Annotated in this window: 13 protein-coding genes and 1 rRNA gene; 5 read left to right on the forward strand and 9 right to left on the reverse strand. The window is 68.8% G+C overall.

What is annotated here, in order from left to right:
- Positions 1-53 precede the first annotated feature (53 nt).
- A complete protein-coding gene (locus ACWEQQ_RS19665; RefSeq protein WP_452339444.1) occupies positions 54-584 on the forward strand; it encodes an RDD family protein in 531 nt (176 codons plus the stop codon).
- Positions 585-810: 226 nt separating this feature from the next.
- Positions 811-1,698: an alpha/beta hydrolase gene (locus ACWEQQ_RS19670; protein WP_452349174.1), complete on the forward strand. Its 888-nt coding sequence runs from the start codon at positions 811-813 to the stop codon at positions 1,696-1,698.
- 112 nt (positions 1,699-1,810) lie between these two features.
- Here ACWEQQ_RS19670 and ACWEQQ_RS19675 read toward each other — a convergent pair whose 3' ends face one another.
- The 7 genes from ACWEQQ_RS19675 to sucB all read right to left on the reverse strand — a co-directional run bounded on the left by ACWEQQ_RS19675 (position 1,811) and on the right by sucB (position 10,255).
- Positions 1,811-2,554, reverse strand: a complete 744-nt coding sequence (locus ACWEQQ_RS19675; protein WP_452349191.1) for a DUF4191 domain-containing protein — start codon at positions 2,552-2,554, stop codon at positions 1,811-1,813.
- A gap of 117 nt (positions 2,555-2,671) precedes the next feature.
- Complete coding sequence (locus ACWEQQ_RS19680) at positions 2,672-4,867, reverse strand: elongation factor G-like protein EF-G2 (RefSeq protein WP_452349175.1); 2,196 nt, start codon at positions 4,865-4,867, stop codon at positions 2,672-2,674.
- 183 nt (positions 4,868-5,050) lie between these two features.
- Positions 5,051-6,091: a lipoyl synthase gene (gene lipA / locus ACWEQQ_RS19685; RefSeq protein ID WP_354838470.1), complete on the reverse strand. Its 1,041-nt coding sequence runs from the start codon at positions 6,089-6,091 to the stop codon at positions 5,051-5,053.
- A gap of 22 nt (positions 6,092-6,113) precedes the next feature.
- On the reverse strand, positions 6,114-6,932 hold the full coding sequence (lipB, locus tag ACWEQQ_RS19690; protein ID WP_452349176.1) for a lipoyl(octanoyl) transferase LipB: 819 nt from the start codon (positions 6,930-6,932) through the stop codon (positions 6,114-6,116).
- Positions 6,929-7,441 (reverse strand): N-acetyltransferase family protein, encoded by a 513-nt coding sequence (locus ACWEQQ_RS19695; protein ID WP_452349192.1) that lies wholly within the window; start codon positions 7,439-7,441, stop codon positions 6,929-6,931. Before ACWEQQ_RS19695 ends, lipB begins: the two co-directional genes overlap by 4 nt.
- Before the next feature lie 82 nt (positions 7,442-7,523).
- The gene (locus tag ACWEQQ_RS19700; protein WP_452349177.1) at positions 7,524-8,423 is read right to left on the reverse strand and encodes a TIGR01777 family oxidoreductase; all 900 of its coding nucleotides are present in this window, start codon (positions 8,421-8,423) and stop codon (positions 7,524-7,526) included.
- Positions 8,424-8,452: 29 nt separating this feature from the next.
- The gene (sucB, locus tag ACWEQQ_RS19705; RefSeq protein ID WP_452349178.1) at positions 8,453-10,255 is read right to left on the reverse strand and encodes a 2-oxoglutarate dehydrogenase, E2 component, dihydrolipoamide succinyltransferase; all 1,803 of its coding nucleotides are present in this window, start codon (positions 10,253-10,255) and stop codon (positions 8,453-8,455) included.
- Positions 10,256-11,048: 793 nt separating this feature from the next.
- On the opposite strand from sucB, the gene ACWEQQ_RS19710 reads away from it, so the two are divergent.
- Entirely contained in the window at positions 11,049-11,384 is a 336-nt protein-coding gene (locus ACWEQQ_RS19710; protein WP_452349179.1) for an oxidoreductase, read from the forward strand.
- Positions 11,385-11,486: 102 nt separating this feature from the next.
- Here ACWEQQ_RS19710 and ACWEQQ_RS19715 read toward each other — a convergent pair whose 3' ends face one another.
- Positions 11,487-12,992, reverse strand: a complete 1,506-nt coding sequence (locus tag ACWEQQ_RS19715) for a leucyl aminopeptidase (RefSeq protein ID WP_452349180.1) — start codon at positions 12,990-12,992, stop codon at positions 11,487-11,489.
- Positions 12,993-13,226: 234 nt separating this feature from the next.
- On the opposite strand from ACWEQQ_RS19715, the gene tuf reads away from it, so the two are divergent.
- On the forward strand, positions 13,227-14,423 hold the full coding sequence (gene tuf / locus ACWEQQ_RS19720; RefSeq protein ID WP_452349181.1) for an elongation factor Tu: 1,197 nt from the start codon (positions 13,227-13,229) through the stop codon (positions 14,421-14,423).
- A 4-nt stretch (positions 14,424-14,427) separates the two neighbouring features.
- On the opposite strand, the gene ACWEQQ_RS19725 is transcribed toward tuf, so the two are convergent.
- Positions 14,428-15,855 carry a sugar porter family MFS transporter gene (locus tag ACWEQQ_RS19725; RefSeq protein WP_452349182.1) on the reverse strand — a complete coding sequence of 476 codons (1,428 nt, stop codon included), beginning with the start codon at positions 15,853-15,855 and terminating at the stop codon, positions 14,428-14,430.
- 868 nt (positions 15,856-16,723) lie between these two features.
- On the opposite strand from ACWEQQ_RS19725, the gene ACWEQQ_RS19730 reads away from it, so the two are divergent.
- Positions 16,724-16,811 (forward strand): 16S ribosomal RNA (locus tag ACWEQQ_RS19730); the annotation flags it as partial.

The raw sequence follows: 16,811 nt of genomic DNA on the forward strand, positions 1-16,811 counted from the left end.
CCCGACCGGCAGGGGTGCGAAACCGGCCCGCCGACGCCGCATAAGCTGGGCCCATGGCTCGCATCACCGGTTCCTGGCTGTCCGGACCGAACGCCGAATCCGGAGACAACCCGCCCGGTGACTACCAGGGCAAGGAACTCGGCCTGCCGCCGTCCGGACCCGGCGCGCTCGCCCCCTTCACCCGCCGCGTCCTGGCGCTGCTCGTCGACTGGTTCATCTCGATGGGCCTGGCCGCGATCATCGTGCGGCCCAATGCCGAGCACATCATCTCGAAGATGACCATTCCGAAGGGCCAGCAACCGCCCTCGCACTTCGAGGTCATCACCCAGGCGCTGTCGACGCCGACGCTGCTGGTGTGGTTCGTGCTGGGGATCGCCGCGGTCACGCTGTTCGGCTTCACGCCCGGGCAGTACTTCCTGAAGCTGCGGGTCAGCCGGGTCGATGCCGAGGCGCCGGTCGGTTTCATTCGCGCCCTGGTCCGGCAGCTCATCCTGCTGTTCGTCATCCCCGCCCTGTTCACCGACAGCGACGGCCGCGGCATGCACGATCGCGCCACCGGCACCGCCCTCGTCTACAGCCGCTGACCCGCGCCGCGGACTTCCGCGCGGATTGATTCGAACCCCAGCACAACGCGCGCATCAGCCTGCGCCGGGCCTGTGACCTGCGATGCTGTTGGTGCAGTGTGCGGCAGGACGTTGCCAAATGTTCACCGCAGTTTGCTTTGGATCGGTATGGTGACGGCGATTTGCCGTGACGCAGCCGCCAGGTTGACGTCGGGCGGATAGCTGATGTTGTGCTGATGGAGGATCGATGGTCGAGGGCTACCCGGCTGCCGCGTGGAGAATCAGCCGGCGGTCCCTGTTCGCGGCCACCGGCCTGCTCGGCCTGGCCGGCGCCTGCGCGGCCGTCAGCGCGGGCGGCAATGCGGCGGTCGACCCGGCGGAGATCGGGCAGACCGCGGCCGGCATCACCCCCGTCGTCCGGGTGGAACGGGTCTACTCGGCCGCCCGCCGCCGCGACGTGGACCTGGTCACCATCCTGCCGCCCGGCGTCCCCACCGAGAACCTGCCCGTGTCGCTGCTGCTGCACGGCCTGCACGGCACCGCCCGCACCGCGGCCGTCGGCAATATCGGCGACGTGCTGGCCGCCGGGGTCGCCACCCGGTTGTCCCCGGCCTTCGGTTTCGTGGCGCTCGACGGCGGCGACAACTACTGGCACGACCACGGCACCGGCGACGATCCGATGTCCATGCTGCTCAACGAGGTTCCCGGCTGGCTGGCGCAGCGCCGCCTGGGCGCACCGGGCGGCCTGCCGTTCGCCTGCACCGGCACCTCCATGGGTGGCTTCGGCGCGCTGGTGTACTCGCGCCGCCGCTTCGAACAGGGCCGGCCGCTGAAGGCGGTTGCCGCCATGTCGCCGGGGCTGCTCACCTCGTGGACCGAAATGGCCAAACGGAACGCCTTCATCGACGCCGATCAGTGGGCGGCACTCGACCCGCTGCGCAATCTCGACAAGGCGGGCCCTGCCCCCGTCGGCGTGTGGTGCGGCGACCGCGACCGCTTCATCGACGGCTGCCGCCGCTACATCGCCACCGCCCACCCCGAGGTCGGCCTGGTCACCCCGGGCACCCACACCGACGAGTACTGGCGCACTGTCACCCCGGACGTCGTCCGCTTCCTCTCCCGCTACGTCGGCTGATCATCCGGTACGACCCCGCCGGGCGTGCGAGCGTCAGTGCTTGTGGCCGAACGCATTTCGGAAACGAACGAGGCCCGCGTCCTGGGGACGCGGGCCTCGAAGGTTCCGGTGGTCAGCGGCGGCGGATGCTGCGCTGCACGCCGCGCATCTTGGCGCCGCTCGGCAGCGGGCCCTTGGGAAGGGCCGGGCCGCCGCGGGTGGCCAGCGCGGACAGCCGGCCCTCGATGAGGTCCATGCGCTTGGTGTCGATATTGCGGGGGAGCTTGGTCAGGTAGCGCTGCAGTTCCTTCAGCGGCACCTGGTCCTGCTCGTTGCCGATCACCACGTCGTAGATCGGGGTGTCGCCGACCAGGCGGGAGACCTTCTTCTTCTCCTGCGCGAGCAGGGATTTCACGCGCTGCGGCGAACCCTCCGCGACCAGGATGACACCGGGCAGGCCGACCACGCGGTGCACGGCGTCGAGCTGGGTGGTGGCGGCGACGCCGGGGGAGACCCGCCACTTGCCCTGCAGGTTGTCCAGCACCCAGGCGGCCGCGCCGGCCTGGCCCTCGGCCTTGGCGTACACGTTCTTCTGGACCCGGCGGCCGAAGATGATGAACGCGGCCAGCGCGCCCAGCAGCAGGCCGATCGGCAGCAGGAACCACTGCATGCCGAAGATCAGGCCGATCACCAGGAACAGCACGGTCACGCCGACGAAGGCGCCGATCATCAGCGGCAGCAGCAGCTTGTCTTCCTTGCGCTGCATCTGGAATGCCTGCCAGAGTTGCTGGCGGCGCTCCTTCGACGCCTGTTTGCGCGCCGCCTTCGCCGCGGCCTTCGCTTCCTTCGACGGATTACCGCCCTTGCCTGCTGCCATGGCGTCCAGCTTAATGGCCGGGTGCGCCCGGTTCGCGACGGGATCATCGGGACGGCGAGCGGCCGCTACCGCGGCGACGGCCGTCATCTCACCCAGTGGGATCGGTGGCGGCCGGATTCAGCCGTTGCTCCCGGCCTTGTCCCGCATAGACTCCGCCAGCTGGGTGGGCATGGCCTCGTGCCGTGCGTAGGCGCGGGTGAAGGTGGCCCCGCCGTGCGCCAGTGAACGCAGGTCCACGGCGTAGCGGCTGAGCTCGAGCTCCGGCACCTCGGCACGAATCGCGGTGCGCCCCAGCCCGACCGGCTCGGTGCCCAGCACCCGGCCGCGACGGCTGGACAGATCGACCAGCACCGGTCCCACGTAGTCGTCCGAAACCACCACGTGCACTTCGGATATCGGCTCCAGCAGGTTGATGCGCGCCGCTGCGGCCGCCTCCCGCAGGGCCAGCGCCCCGGCCATCTGGAAGGCCGCGTCCGAGGAGTCGACCGAGTGCGCCTTCCCGTCGAACAGCGTCACCCGCACATCCACGAGTGGATATCCGGCCGCCACACCGCGCGCGGCCTGGGCGCGCACGCCCTTCTCGACCGACTGGATGAACTGGCGCGGAACGACTCCGCCCACCACCTTGTCCACGAACTCGATCCCGGACCCCTCGGGGAGCGGCGCCACCTCGATCTCGCAGATGGCGTACTGCCCGTGTCCGCCGGACTGCTTGACATGCCGCCCGCGCCCGGTCGCCTGGGTGGCGAAGGTCTCGCGCAGCGCCACCCGGTGGTCGATGACATCCACCTGCACCCCGAACCGGGACCGCAGCCGTTCCAGCGCCACATCGCGATGGGCCTCGCCCAGCACCCACAGCACCAGCTGGTGGGTGTCGGGGTTCTGTTCCAGCCGCACCGTCGGATCCTCGGCGATCAGCCGGGACAGGCCCTGCGAGAGCTTGTCCTCGTCGGCCTTGCTGTGCGCCTTCACGGCCACCGGCAGCAGCGGATCGGGCATGGACCACGGCTCGATGAGGAGCGGGTAATCCTTGGCGGACAACGTATCCCCGGTCTCGGCGTGCGACAGCTTGCTCACGCACACGATGTCCCCCGCGATGGCCTGCGGCAGCGGCCGCTGCTGCTTCCCGAACGGCGCGGACACCCCGCCGACGCGTTCGTCGGCATCGTGATCACCGGTGTCGCCCTGTCCGTGCCCGCACACGTGCACGGTGTCGTCGGCGTGCAGCGTGCCCGAGAACACCCGCACCAGCGACAACCGGCCCACATAGGGATCGGAGGCGGTGCGGATCACCTCGGCGGCCAGCGGCGCGGCGGGATCGCAGGCCAGCGCGGCGGCCTTGCCGCCGGACCCGGTCGCGGACACGGGATGTTCGGCGGGCGTGGGGAATCCGCGCGTGATCAGATCCAGGATCTCCACCGTGCCGAGCCCCTGCCGCGCGCCCTCCGGCGGCGGTGCGGCGATCAGCACCGGATGGAAACTGCCGCGCGCCACCGCCTTTTCGAGGTCCGCGACCAGCGTGGCCAGGTCGATCTCCTCGCCACCGATATAGCGGTCCATGAGGGTCTCGTCCTCGCTCTCGGCGATGATGCCCTCGATGAGCCGGTTGCGCGCCTCCTCCAACTGCTCCCGCTGCTCCTCGGAGGCGGGCGTTTCGAGGCGTTCCCCGGTGGCGTAGTCGTAGACGTGCTGGGTGAGCAGTTCGATCAGCCCGGTGACCGGCCGGTGCCCGTCGGCCCCCTTGGGCCCGTACACCGGAAGATGCAGTGGCAGTATGCTTTCCGCCCGCCCGCCGCCCAGAATCTGGCGGCAGGTCTCGGTCATGTCCTCGAAGTCCGCCCGCGCGGTGTCCAGATGGGTGAGCACGATGGCGCGCGGCATGCCGACGCGCGCGCACTCCTCCCACAGTGCCAGCGTCGCCCCGCTCACGCCCTCCACGCCCGCTGCGGCGGAGAGTACGAAAAGGGCCGCGTCCGCCGCTCGCAGACCGGCCCTGAGTTCCCCGACGAAATCCGCGTAGCCGGGGGTGTCGAGGAGGTTGACCTTGACGTGGTCCCAGCCCATCGGCACCACCGACAGTTGCACGGACCGGTGTTGTCGCTGCTCGATGTCGTCGTAGTCGGAGACGGAGGTGCCGTCCTCGACCCGCCCGGCCCGGGGTACCGCCCCGGCCGCCACGGCGAGCGCCTCCACCAGCGTGGTCTTCCCGGACCCGCTGTGGCCTACCAGCACCACATTCCGTATATCGGCCGGCCTTTCGGCCACGACCACCCTGCCGTTGACACCTTGCGACGTCGTCGTTCGCTCGACCATGGCTCGCTCCCGGGGTCGATCAATGCGGTCCTTCGAGCTTCCCACCAGCGCCGCGCACGCGTCCACGAATCGACCGAACCGATTTGGATGGCGCGCCGATACCCGCCGTTCACCTGGCGAGGTGTCGCAAAACGACTGTGGCCCGGACGGTGCGTCCGGGCCACAGTGCACGAATTAGATCGGCTAGGAGCCGAAGCGCGCCAGCACGCTGGTCGCCTCCTGCGCCGCGCTGCCCTCCTCGGCCAGATGGGCCATCTCCGGAGAGATCTCGCGCCCGTGGTGGCGCATGGCCTGGGCGTACAGGCGACCCGCACGGTAGGACGAGCGGACCAGCGGACCGGCCATCACCCCGGCGAAGCCCATGGCCTCGGCGGCCTTGGAGTGCTCCACGAACTCCTCCGGCTTCACCCACCGATCGACCGGGTGGTGGCGCGGGGAGGGCCGCAGGTACTGGGTGATGGTGATGATGTCGCAGCCCGCCTCGTGCAGGTCGCGCAGCCCCTGGGTGACTTCCTCCGGGGTCTCGCCCATGCCCAGGATGAGGTTGGACTTGGTGACCAGACCGGCCTCGCGCGCGGCGGTGATGACCGCCAGCGACCGCTCGTAGCGGAAGGCCGGCCGGATGCGCTTGAAGATGCGCGGCACCGTCTCCAGGTTGTGCGCGAGCACCTCCGGACGCGACTCGAAGACCTCGGCCAGCTGCTCGGGCACGGCATTGAAGTCCGGGATCAGCAGCTCGACGCCGGTGTGCGGGTTGAGCCGCTTGATGGCGCGCACGGTCTCGGCGTACAGCCACGCGCCGCCGTCCTCGAGGTCGTCGCGCGCGACGCCGGTGACGGTCGAGTAGCGCAGCCCCATGGCCTGCACGCTCTCGGCCACGCGCCGCGGCTCGTCCCGGTCCAGGGCGGCTGGCTTGCCGGTGTCGATCTGGCAGAAGTCGCAGCGGCGGGTGCACTGCTCACCGCCGATGAGGAAGGTGGCCTCGCGGTCCTCCCAGCACTCGAAGATGTTGGGGCACCCGGCTTCCTCGCAAACCGTGTGCAGCCCTTCGCGTTTCACCAGACCCTTGAGTTCGGTGTACTCGGGTCCCATGGTGGCGCGGGTGCGGATCCACGAGGGCTTGCGCTCGATCGGGGTCTCGGCGTTGCGGGCCTCGATGCGAAGCAGCTTGCGGCCATTGGGTGCGGCCGTGTTATCGGATGCCGGGGTATCGACAGAGGTCACTTGGTTCACCCTACGCTCATGATCATTCGGCCTCGGCGGGCACGGTTCGCGGCACCACCGGGAGCTGATCGGTCGTCGATGCGGGAAGCGGTTCCGGGCATTCGGCCGACGTCTTCACGCAGTGGGAGATGGTGTGGTCGGCCACCTTCAGATCGCCATCGAGGGCGCGCGCGATCGCATCGGCTGCCAGGGGCCGCACCTCGTCGACGGTGACCTCGCGCCCGAGTTCGCGGCTCAGGGTGGTGACCCCGGCGTCGCGAATCCCGCACGGCACAATGGCATTGAAGCCGTCCAGGCTGGAATTGCAATTCAGCGCCAGGCCGTGCAGGGTGACCCCGCGCTGGACGCGCACGCCGATGGCCGCGACCTTGCGCTCGGGCTGGGACTCCGTTGCCGGCACCCACACGCCCGAACGGCCTTCCACCCGGCCGGTTTCCAGTCCGAGCTGTGCGCAGACGGCGATGAGCGCCTCCTCGAGCCGGCGTACGTAGGCCACCACGTCGACGGGCTCGGCCAGCCGGATGATCGGGTAGCCGACCAGTTGCCCAGGTCCGTGCCAGGTGATCTTCCCGCCGCGATCCACCTCGATGACCGGGCTGCCGTCCAAGGGCAGATCCTGCGGCTCGGTGCGCCGGCCGGCGGTGTAGACGAAGGGGTGCTCCAGCAATAGCAGCCGGTCCTGCCCGATGCCGTCGGCACGTTCGGCGGCGATGGCGCGCTGAAGCTCCCAGGCTTCCTGATAGTCGATGAGGCCCAGATTTTCGACGGAAAGGGGTGTGCCGTCGAAGCGGGCCGATACCGCGCTGGGTAACGGTGCGGTGGCCGTACTGCTCGTGCTCACGGCTGCGACGTTACCCCTTCATCGAGAACGGTTTGCATCAGTGTGAGATCCATCCAGCGGCCGAACTTGTGCCCGACCTCCGGTAGCTGCCCGACGATCCGGAACCCGAATCTCTCGTGCAGGGCGATCGACGTGCGGTTACTCGACTCGATCGCGGCGATCATGGTGTGTACGCCGCCCCGGTGCGCCCGAGCCAGCAGCTGGGTCATCAGGGCCGTGGCCACTCCGCGCCGCTGGAATATATCTGACACGTACACCGAGTTCTCGACGGCGAACCGGTAGCCGGACTTCGGCCGGAACTGCCCGTAGCTGGCGTACCCCGCGACCTTGCCGTCGATCTCGGCCACCAGCACCGGATGTCCGGCTCCGGTCCGCGCCGCGAACCATGCCTTGCGCTCGTCCAGGTCGGCGAGTTCGGTATCCCAGATGGCGGTGGTCTCGGCGATGGCGTTGTTGTGGATCACCAGGATCTCGGGGAGATCGCTCTCGCGCGCATCCCGCACCAGCAGCTCGGACGGATGATTGGTCACGTTCCACACGGTATCGACGGGGCCGCTGTGACGTGCGCCGCGCCCACCGCAACGGGCCGGATCAGCCGGACTGACCGAGCGTCGCGGACAGTGCCGCGCCGATGGTGGGGTGTTGGAAGGGGTAGCCGGCGGTCTCGAGCGCGGTGGGAATAGCCCTGGGGCCGTGCAGGATTGCCTCTTCGGCGAACTCGCCGACGGCCAGCCGCAGCGCGAACGCGGGCACCATCAGGGGAGTCGGCCGGTGCATGACGCGGCCCAGCGCGCGGGTGAACTCCGCATTGGTGACCGGCGCGGGACCGACCATGTTGACCGGGCCGGAAAGGCTTTCGTGGGTGAGCGCGTAGATGATCGCGCCGACCTCGTCGTCCAGGGAGATCCACGGCACGTACTGGCGGCCGCTGCCCAGCCGCCCGCCGAGGCCGAGATAGTAGAGGGGATACAGCATTCCGAGCATGCCACCGTGCCGGGCCAGCACCACCGCGGAGCGCAGCAGCACCGTGCGCACGCCGGCGTCGGCGGCCTGCTCGGTGGCGGCCTCCCAGTCGGCGCACAGGCCGGCCAGGAAACCCGTTCCGGCGGGGGAACTCTCGGTGACGACGCGGTCGCCGAGATCGCCGCCGTAGTAGTGCACGCCGCTGGCATTGACCAGCGTCGGCACGCCCGCGGCGGCGCCCGCGGCGGCCAGCACGTCGGTGGGGACGATGCGGCTGTCGCGCAGCTCCTGTTTGTAGCTGCCGGTCCAGCGCCGCTGCCCGATGCCCGCGCCGCAGAGGTTCACCACGGCGTCGGCGCCGCGCAGCGCACGTTCGTCCAGATTGGAACGGACGGGGTCCCAGGTGAATTCGTCGCGGGCGTGCACGGGACGGCGCACGAGGCGGGTGACCTCGTGCCCGTCGCGGCGCAGCGCCGCGACGAGTGCCGTCCCGATCAACCCGGACGAACCGGCGATCACGACCTTCATCCGATCATTCCTGCCGCCCGTATCCGGTATTAGAGCCCGAGGTCACCTTCGAACGACGCCTCTTCCAGCCGGTGCTTGACGGTGGTCAGGAAGCGACCCGCGTCGGCGCCGTCGATGAGGCGGTGATCGTAGGTGAGCGGCAGGTAGGCCATCGAGCGGATGCCGATGAACTCGTTGCCGTCGTCGCTGATCACCATGGGGCGCTTGACGATCGCGCCGGTGCCCAGCATGGCGGCCTGCGGCGGCAGCAGGATCGGGGTGTCGAACAGGGCGCCCTGCGACCCGATGTTGGTGATGGTGAAGGTGCCGTTGGCGAGCTCGTCCGGCTTCAGACCGCCGGTGCGCGCCCGGTTGGCGATATCGGCGATGGCACGCGCCAGCCCGGCCAGCGACAGGTCGTTGGCGTTGTGGATGACCGGCGAGAGCAGGCCCTGCTCGGTGTCGACCGCGATACCCAGGTTGACCACCGAGTGGTAGGTGATCTCCTTGGTGTCGGAGTTGTAGGACGCGTTCACGTTCGGGTGCACGGCCAGTGCCTCGATGACGGCCTTGGCGTAGAACGGCAGGAACGTGATGTTCACGCCCTCACGCTGCTTGAACGCGGCCTTGGCGCGGTTGCGCAGCGCGGCGATCTTGGTCATGTCGACCTCGTGCACCTGTGTGAGCTGCGCGGTGGTCTGCAGCGACTCCAGGGTCTTGGTCGCGGTGATCTGCCGGATGCGGCTGGCCTTCTGGACCGTGCCGGTCAGGTGCGACAGCGACGGACGCGGCGCGGGCGCGGGCGCGGCCGGGGCGACCGGAGCAGCGGCGGCGGGCGCGACGGCAGCGGCGGGGGCCGGAGCCTTCTTGGCCTCCGCGGCGGCGAGCACATCCTGCTTGCGGATGCGGCCACCGACACCGGAACCGGTGAGGGTCGCGAGGTCAACGTTGTTCTCCGCGGCCAGCTTTCGCACCAGCGGGGTCACGTAGGGGCCGCCGTTGGTGGAGGGCTCCTCGGCCGGGGTGGCCGCGGCCGGAACCGGAGCGGGCTTGGGAGCCGGAGCCGGAGCAGGGGCGGGGGCCGGTGCGGGGGCCGGAACCGCAGCGGCCGGAGCCGGAGCGGGGGCCGGGGCGGGAGCCGGGGCAGGCGCCGGAGCGGGCGCGGGGGCCGGAGCGGGCGCGGGGGCCGGAGCGGGCGCGGGGGCCGGAGCGGGCGCGGCCGCGGCAACGCCGCTGCCGATGACGCCCAGCTGACCGCCGACGGCGATCACGTCGTCCTCCTGCGCGGAGATCTCCAGCAGGGTGCCGGCGACCGGCGACGGGATCTCGGTGTCGACCTTGTCGGTGGAGACCTCGAGCAGCGGCTCGTCCACGGCGACCTGGTCGCCGACCTGCTTCAGCCAGCGGGTGACGGTGCCCTCGGTGACGGACTCACCGAGCTCGGGCATCTTGATCGGGGTGCCGGAGGCGGCAGCGGCCGGGGCGGGCGCGGCGGGGGCCGGCGCCGGAGCGGCGGCGACCGGCTGCGGGGCCGGGGCGGGTGCGGGGGCCGGCGCGGGCGCCGGGGCAGGGGCGGCGGCGGGTGCCGGGGCGGCGGCCGGGGCCGGAGCGGAACCGGCCTCACCGATCACGCCGAGTTCGCCGCCGACCTCGACCACGTCGTCCTCCTGGGCGACGATCTTCGTGAGAACGCCTGCGACCGGGGACGGGATCTCGGTGTCGACCTTGTCGGTGGAGACCTCGAGCAGCGGCTCGTCGACCTCGACCGTGTCTCCTTCCTGCTTCAGCCACCTGGTTACAGTGCCCTCGGTGACGCTCTCACCAAGAGCCGGCATCTGGACGGAGAAGGTCATGTCCGTTGACTCCTCTGACTGCTCGTCGGGTTAAACAGTTCGTCTCTCCGCGGGCATGGCACCGCGGGTCGCGATGTCGTCCCGACGGCCACCGATCATTCTGCGGCACCGGAGATCCGTGTTGGTTCTTGTTCCAGCCACCCATCCTTGCACTCGTCCGGGTGCGGCGTGTCACAGGGCGGCCGTTGCGCCGACCTCTCAGTGTCGCGATCCCCCGCGTGAGCAAGAGATCTCCCTGGCGTGAGCGTGAATTGGCGGGAATGGCATGAGACGTATCACGTTTGCGCGCGACACCTCTGTCCGGGGTGCCGCTGGCCGGGAGTCATAGCAGCACTGAGCGGGATAGCCGACAGCTAGCTGAACCCACCGCCGCCCGCCGACGGGATGGCTGGGCGTCCATAAGGGAGTGCGGCGGTTACGTCGCGGGAGTGATGAATTCGCGGGGAGTGGTGAATCGGCTGAGGGCACGCAGGATGCCGGCAGCCTCGCCGCAATGTCGATGGGCGCCGTCGGCGCGCGCGAACGCCCTTTCGCATGTCTCTCGTGTCGGCGCATGGATTTGGCCCCCGCGGCATCGCCTCGCCGGTCCTGAATTGCCGAGTGCGCCACCGGGCTCGCCGAATCGCGTTCTGCGGTCGTCCCCGGGCGCGGGAGCCGGCGCTGGGCTGAGCCGGGGCTGAACGGATTCTGTGGGGCTGCTTAGGGGTTGGCCGGGGGACTGGCGAACGGTTCGGGAGCTGGCACTATCGAATTATCCGGCGGTCTTTCCGTGGCCGGAGAGGAGGTAGCCGGGATGGGTTTCCTGGATCTGTTCGGGCGCAGCGGTACCGCGCGCCGGGGTGATGCCGACCCCGAGGCGATGGCGCATCTGGTGGCCTGGACCCGAAGCCATTACGGCGTGGAGGCTTTCGTCGAGCCGCGCACGACGGTGTCCGATGTCTCGGTCGTCCTGGTCGCCCACGACGGGTCGTGGACCCGCCGCGCGGTCGGCGAGCGCGGCGCGCGACGCCTGTCCGCCACCTTGAATATCCCCGTCTACGACGCCCGCCGAGTCGGCTACCCCCAGCGCATGCGCGACTACGAAGCGCGCCGCCGCATCCTGGAACGCCGCGCGGCCCAGGACCTCTGACGCCGGGGCCCGGAACGTCCGGCGCGAGTCCGGCCGCGCCGAACGACGACGCCCGCCACCGCATCGAGCGGGGCGGGCGTCCGTGTGCGACTGCGCCGTTCGCTACTCGGCGGCGATGTCCTCGAGGGTGGCGATGAGGGTGCGGACCGGGACGCCGGTGCCGCCCTTGCCGATGTAGCCGAACGGCCCGCCGGTGTTGTAGGCGGGACCGGCCACATCCAGGTGGGCCCACTGCACGCTCTCGGAGACGAACTCCTTGAGGAACAGGCCGGCCGACAGCATGCCGCCCCAGCGGTGCGGCGCGACGTTCTGCAGGTCGGCGATCTTGGAGTTCAGGTCGGCGCGCAGCTCCGCGGGAAGCGGCATGGCCCAGGCGTTCTCGCCGACGGCCTGCGAGATGCGGGCCACCCGGTCGCGGAAGAGGTCGGTGCCCATGACGCCGGGGGTGCGGGTGCCGAGCGCGACCATCTGCGCACCGGTGAGGGTGGCGACGTCGATGACGTAGTCGGGCTCGTCCTGGCCCGCGCGCACGAGCGCGTCGGCCAGGATGAGCCGGCCCTCGGCGTCGGTGTTGATGACCTCGACGGTGGTCCCGCCGAACTGGGTGAGCACGTCACCCGGCCGCTGCGCGGTGGCCGACGGCATGTTCTCGGCCATGGGCACGGTGGCGATGACGGTGAGCGGCAGGCTCAGTCGTGCCGCCAGCAGCGTGGTGGCGATGACCGCCGCCGCGCCGCCCATGTCGGAGGTCATGTTCTCCATGTTCGCTGCGGGCTTGATGGAGATGCCGCCGGTGTCGAAGGTGATGCCTTTGCCGATGAGCGCCACCTTGGGGTCGCCGCCCGCGTAGGTGATACGGATCAGCCGCGGCGGCCGCGAGGAGCCCTTGCCGACGCCGAGAATGCCGCCGTAGCCCTGTGATTCGAGTTCCTTCTCGTCCAGGATCTCCACCTGGAGGCCTGCGGCCTTGGCCAATTCCGCTGCGCGGTTGGCGAATTCGGCCGGGAACAGGTCGTTGGGCGGGGTGTTCACGAAATCCCGCGCGGTGGCGACGGCTTCGGCGACGGCCTGCGCCCGGAACAGCGCCTCTTCCCCGAATCCCGGTTCGGGAACCAGGAATTCGACGCGCTTGACCGGCTGATCGTCGTCCTTGGGCGCGGTCTTGGCGGACTTGAACGTGGTGAACTGGTACGCGCCCAGGTAGAAGCCCTCGGCCGCCGCGCCGAGGTCCAGCCCCGACAGTGTGGTGACCGCGGTCGCCACCCCGGTCAGCGCCCGACCGGCCGCACCGGCCGACTTGCGCACCTGCTCGGCGTCGAGCTTGTCCTCGGCCCCGAGCCCGACCGCCAGCACGTAGTCGACGCCCAGCCCGGCCGGAGCCGGCACCCGCGTGACCTCCTCGCCCTTCCCCTTGGCCCCGACCGCCTGCAGCGCAGTCAGCAGCGCGGCCCGGGTCTCGCCGTCCAGCACATCCTCGAAGGCGTCGGCGGGCGCGATCTCCGGCCCGTCATCCGTCGAGGTGAGGCCGATGACGAGGACGTCGGCCTGCCCGATGCTCACGGTGCGTACGAGGTCCGGTCCGAGCGAACGATCTGCAACAGCTGTCATAACCGCCCACGTTACTTCCCCTGCTCACCCGAGGCGGGTTCGGCGCGTCTCCCGGGGACTCGCCGAGCGGAACACCACCCGTCAACAGTCCTGTACGTCCGGTTCGGACTGTTCTCGACCTGTGCGGGCCGGCGCCTGAATACCCTGGAACAGACACCGCCGTCGGGCATGACTTCGCGGTGTTCCCACCCTCCGGTGCCCTCTCGAATCGCGCGGGCGCACAGGAGGTTCCCAGTGGCGAAGGCGAAGTTCCAGCGGACGAAGCCGCACGTCAATGTCGGCACCATCGGCCACATCGACCACGGCAAGACCACTCTCACCGCGGCGATCACCCGGGTCCTGCACAACAAATATCCGGACCTGAATCCCTTCACACCCTTCGAGGCCATCGACAAGGCCCCGGAGGAGCGGCAGCGCGGCATCACCATCTCCATCGCCCACGTGGAGTATCAGACGGAGAACCGCCACTACGCGCACGTCGACTGCCCCGGCCACGCCGACTACATCAAGAACATGATCACCGGCGCCGCCCAGATGGACGGCGCCATCCTGGTGGTCGCCGCCACCGACGGCCCGATGCCGCAGACCAAGGAGCACGTCATCCTGGCGCGCCAGGTCGGGGTCCCGAAAATGGTGGTGGCACTGAACAAGTGCGACGTTGTCGAGGACGAAGAGATCCTGGAACTGGTCGAACTCGAGGTGAGCGACCTGCTCAGCGAATACGAATTCGACGGCGACAACACCCCCATCGTCCGTGTCTCCGCCTACCAGGCGCTGGAGAACCCGACCGGTGAGTGGGGCGACACCATCACCGAACTCCTGGCCGCCGTGGACGATTGGATCGATACCCCCACCCGCGAGGTCGAGAAGCCCTTCCTCATGCCCATCGAGGACGTCTTCACCATCACCGGCCGCGGCACCGTCGTCACCGGCCGCATCGAACGCGGGGTCCTGAAGGTCAACGCGGAGGTGGAGATCGTCGGCATCCGCCCGAAGACCACCAAGACCACCGTGACCGGCATCGAGATGTTCCGCAAACTGCTGGACGAGGGCCAAGCCGGCGAGAACGTCGGCCTCCTCCTGCGTGGTGTCCGCCGCGAAGACGTGGAGCGCGGCCAGTGCGTCATCAAGCCGGGTTCGGTCACACCCCACACCCAGTTCGAAGGCCAGGCCTACATCCTCTCGAAGGAGGAGGGCGGCCGCCACACTCCCTTCTTCAACAACTACCGCCCCCAGTTCTACTTCCGCACAACGGATGTCACCGGCGTGGTGACGCTTCCGAAGGAAGTGGAGATGGTCCTCCCGGGTGACAACGTCTCCATGGAAGTGGTCCTCATCCAACCCATAGCCATGGAGATCGGCCTCAAATTCGCCATCCGGGAGGGCGGCCGCACGGTCGGCGCCGGCCAGATCACCAAGATCCTCAAATAGCCGTTCAGCCCATTTCTTCCAGTGCCTTGCCCTTCGTCTCCGGAACCCACCTGAGCACGAAGGGAATCGAGAGGATGGCGAAGGCGGTGTAGATGACGTAGGTCCCCGACAGGTTCCAGTCGGCCAGGCTGGGGAAGCTGGCGGTGATGACCCAGTTGGCGATCCACTGCGCCGACGCGGCCACGCCGAGCGCGGCGGCGCGCAGCCTGTTGGGGAACATCTCGCCGAGCAGCACCCACACCACGACACCCCACGACATGGCGAAGAACAGCACGAAGCAGTGCGCGGAGATGAGTGCCACGATGCCCTGGGTGTGCGGCAGGCTCACGCTGTTCCCGGACCCGGACTTGTAGGAGAACGCCCAGCCCTCCAGTGCGAGCGAGAGCGCCATGCCCGTGGATCCGATGAGCGCCAGCGGTTTCCGCCCGATCCGATCGACCAGCACCATGGCGATCACGGTGCCGACGATATTGATGATCGAGGTGGTGAACGAGTAGAAGAACGAACTGGACGGGTCGATGCCCACCGACTGCCACAGCGTCGCCGAGTAGTAGAAGACGACATTGATTCCGACCAGCTGCTGGAACACCGACAGCCCGATACCGATCCACACCACCGGCAGGAACCCGAACCCGCCGCCCAGCAGATCCTTGAACGTCGACCGATGCTCGCTGTGCATGGCCTGCTCGATCTCGGCCACCCGCTCGTCCAGATTCCCCCTGTCGCCCTCGACCTGGGCCAGCACCTCCTTGGCCTTGTCGGTCTTGCCGATGGAGATCAGGTACCGCGGCGACTCCGGAATGGTGAACGAGAACAGCCCGTACAGCGCCGCCGGCACCACCATCACCCCGAGCATCCACTGCCAGGCCTCGAGTCCTGCGATGTGACCGCGCTGCTCACTGCCCGCCATCTTCAGAATCGCGAAGTTCACCAATTGTGAAGTGGCGATACCGATCACGATGGCCGCCTGCTGGAACGACGCCAGCCGCCCGCGATACGCCGGCGGCGACACCTCGGCGATGTACGCGGGCCCGATCACCGACGCCATCCCGATCCCGATGCCACCGATCACACGCCACATCGCCAGATCCCACAGCGCGAACGGCAACGCCGACCCGATCGCGCTACAGGTGAACAGCGTCGCCGCGATCCGCATGCACCAGATGCGCCCGATCCGGTCCGCGATCCGTCCCGCGATCGCCGCCCCCACCGCGCACCCGATCAATGCAATGGCCACCACCTGCGCCAAGGTCGCCGACCCGATGTCGTACCGAGACCGGATCGCCTCGACCGCACCGTTGATGACCGAGCTGTCATACCCGAACAGAAACCCACCCATGGCCGCCGCAGCGGTAATGAACACGACATAGACGAGGCCGTCCGCCCCACCCACCCGATCGCCGGGCGTTCGCTCACCCACCGTTGAATTCACGCAGACTCCTTCGTCCCGACCCGGAGCCTCGTGAGCCCGGGCCAACCACCCTGGGTAAGACCGAGATGACGCACAGAACCCCGTCAGACGGCGCACTCCGACGATCGTTGCTGCTCTGATGCTTGTCAACGCGGCCCGCAGGGCTAGTTTTCCGGTGATGTGGGCAGCCGGTGTGTCTGCGATGCGGTCTTCTCTGCCCGCGAGCAGTTCGGCCTCTCGGAGTAGTAGCGCCGCGGTCTGGACGTCGCCGGCTCGCGCGGCGTCCGTCGCTCGCGACACCGCATGCAGAACTCCGGACCTACCCTCGCGACTCTCCGTCCGCGCCCGAACAGCTGCGGCCACGAGACCTCCTCACCCATAGGCAGTGTTGTGGGGAGGTATTCGGAGCCGCGCGCTCTTCGACGTGTTCGTGCCACTCATCCGATGTGCCGGAAAAGCGCAGGTAGACAGCCGATTTGACTTTGGTTCGTCGCAACACGTAACTTATTCCAGGTCAGAGCGACACGGACACCGACCCGGAGCCCCAAGGGCCTGGGAAACGAGGTTGGACGAGGAGCGCCTGATGATCACACTAGTTCCACCTGACCAGCAGATTTGGTCTGCTGCATGATGCGAGCTAAGCTTGATAAGTTGCCTAGCTGATCGAACGGGCTTACCGCCCGGGAGATGGCTTGTGCGTGTGTTCTTTGAGAACTCAATAGTGTGTCGATGAATGTCAGTGCCAAATTTTGAAATTTGGTTCCGATTCTCACCCCCCGTGTGAGGGTCGGACATTTAAGTCGGCTAATTTCCAGCCGGCTATTTTTGCTAGGTTTTCGGACTCTGGTTCGAGATACTTCTGATTCGCCTTCGGGTGTTTCTAGAGTCTTCAACGGAGAGTTTGATCCTGGCTCAGGACGAACGCTAGCGGCGTGCTTAACACATGCAAGTCGAGCGGTAAGGCCCTTCGGGGTACA

This window comes from Nocardia sp. NPDC004123 (assembly GCF_053603795.1).

Excerpts from the sequence above, each read along its gene's own strand:
- ACWEQQ_RS19665 (WP_452339444.1), top strand. The coding sequence starts at position 54 with ATGGCTCGCATCACCGGTTCCTGGCTGTCCGGACCGAACGCCGAATCC.
- ACWEQQ_RS19670 (WP_452349174.1), top strand. The coding sequence starts at position 811 with ATGGTCGAGGGCTACCCGGCTGCCGCGTGGAGAATCAGCCGGCGGTCC.
- ACWEQQ_RS19675 (WP_452349191.1), bottom strand. The coding sequence starts at position 2,554 with ATGGCAGCAGGCAAGGGCGGTAATCCGTCGAAGGAAGCGAAGGCCGCG.
- ACWEQQ_RS19680 (WP_452349175.1), bottom strand. The coding sequence starts at position 4,867 with ATGGTCGAGCGAACGACGACGTCGCAAGGTGTCAACGGCAGGGTGGTC.
- ACWEQQ_RS19700 (WP_452349177.1), bottom strand. The coding sequence starts at position 8,423 with ATGAAGGTCGTGATCGCCGGTTCGTCCGGGTTGATCGGGACGGCACTC.
- sucB (WP_452349178.1), bottom strand. The coding sequence starts at position 10,255 with ATGACCTTCTCCGTCCAGATGCCGGCTCTTGGTGAGAGCGTCACCGAG.
- ACWEQQ_RS19710 (WP_452349179.1), top strand. The coding sequence starts at position 11,049 with ATGGGTTTCCTGGATCTGTTCGGGCGCAGCGGTACCGCGCGCCGGGGT.
- ACWEQQ_RS19715 (WP_452349180.1), bottom strand. The coding sequence starts at position 12,992 with ATGACAGCTGTTGCAGATCGTTCGCTCGGACCGGACCTCGTACGCACC.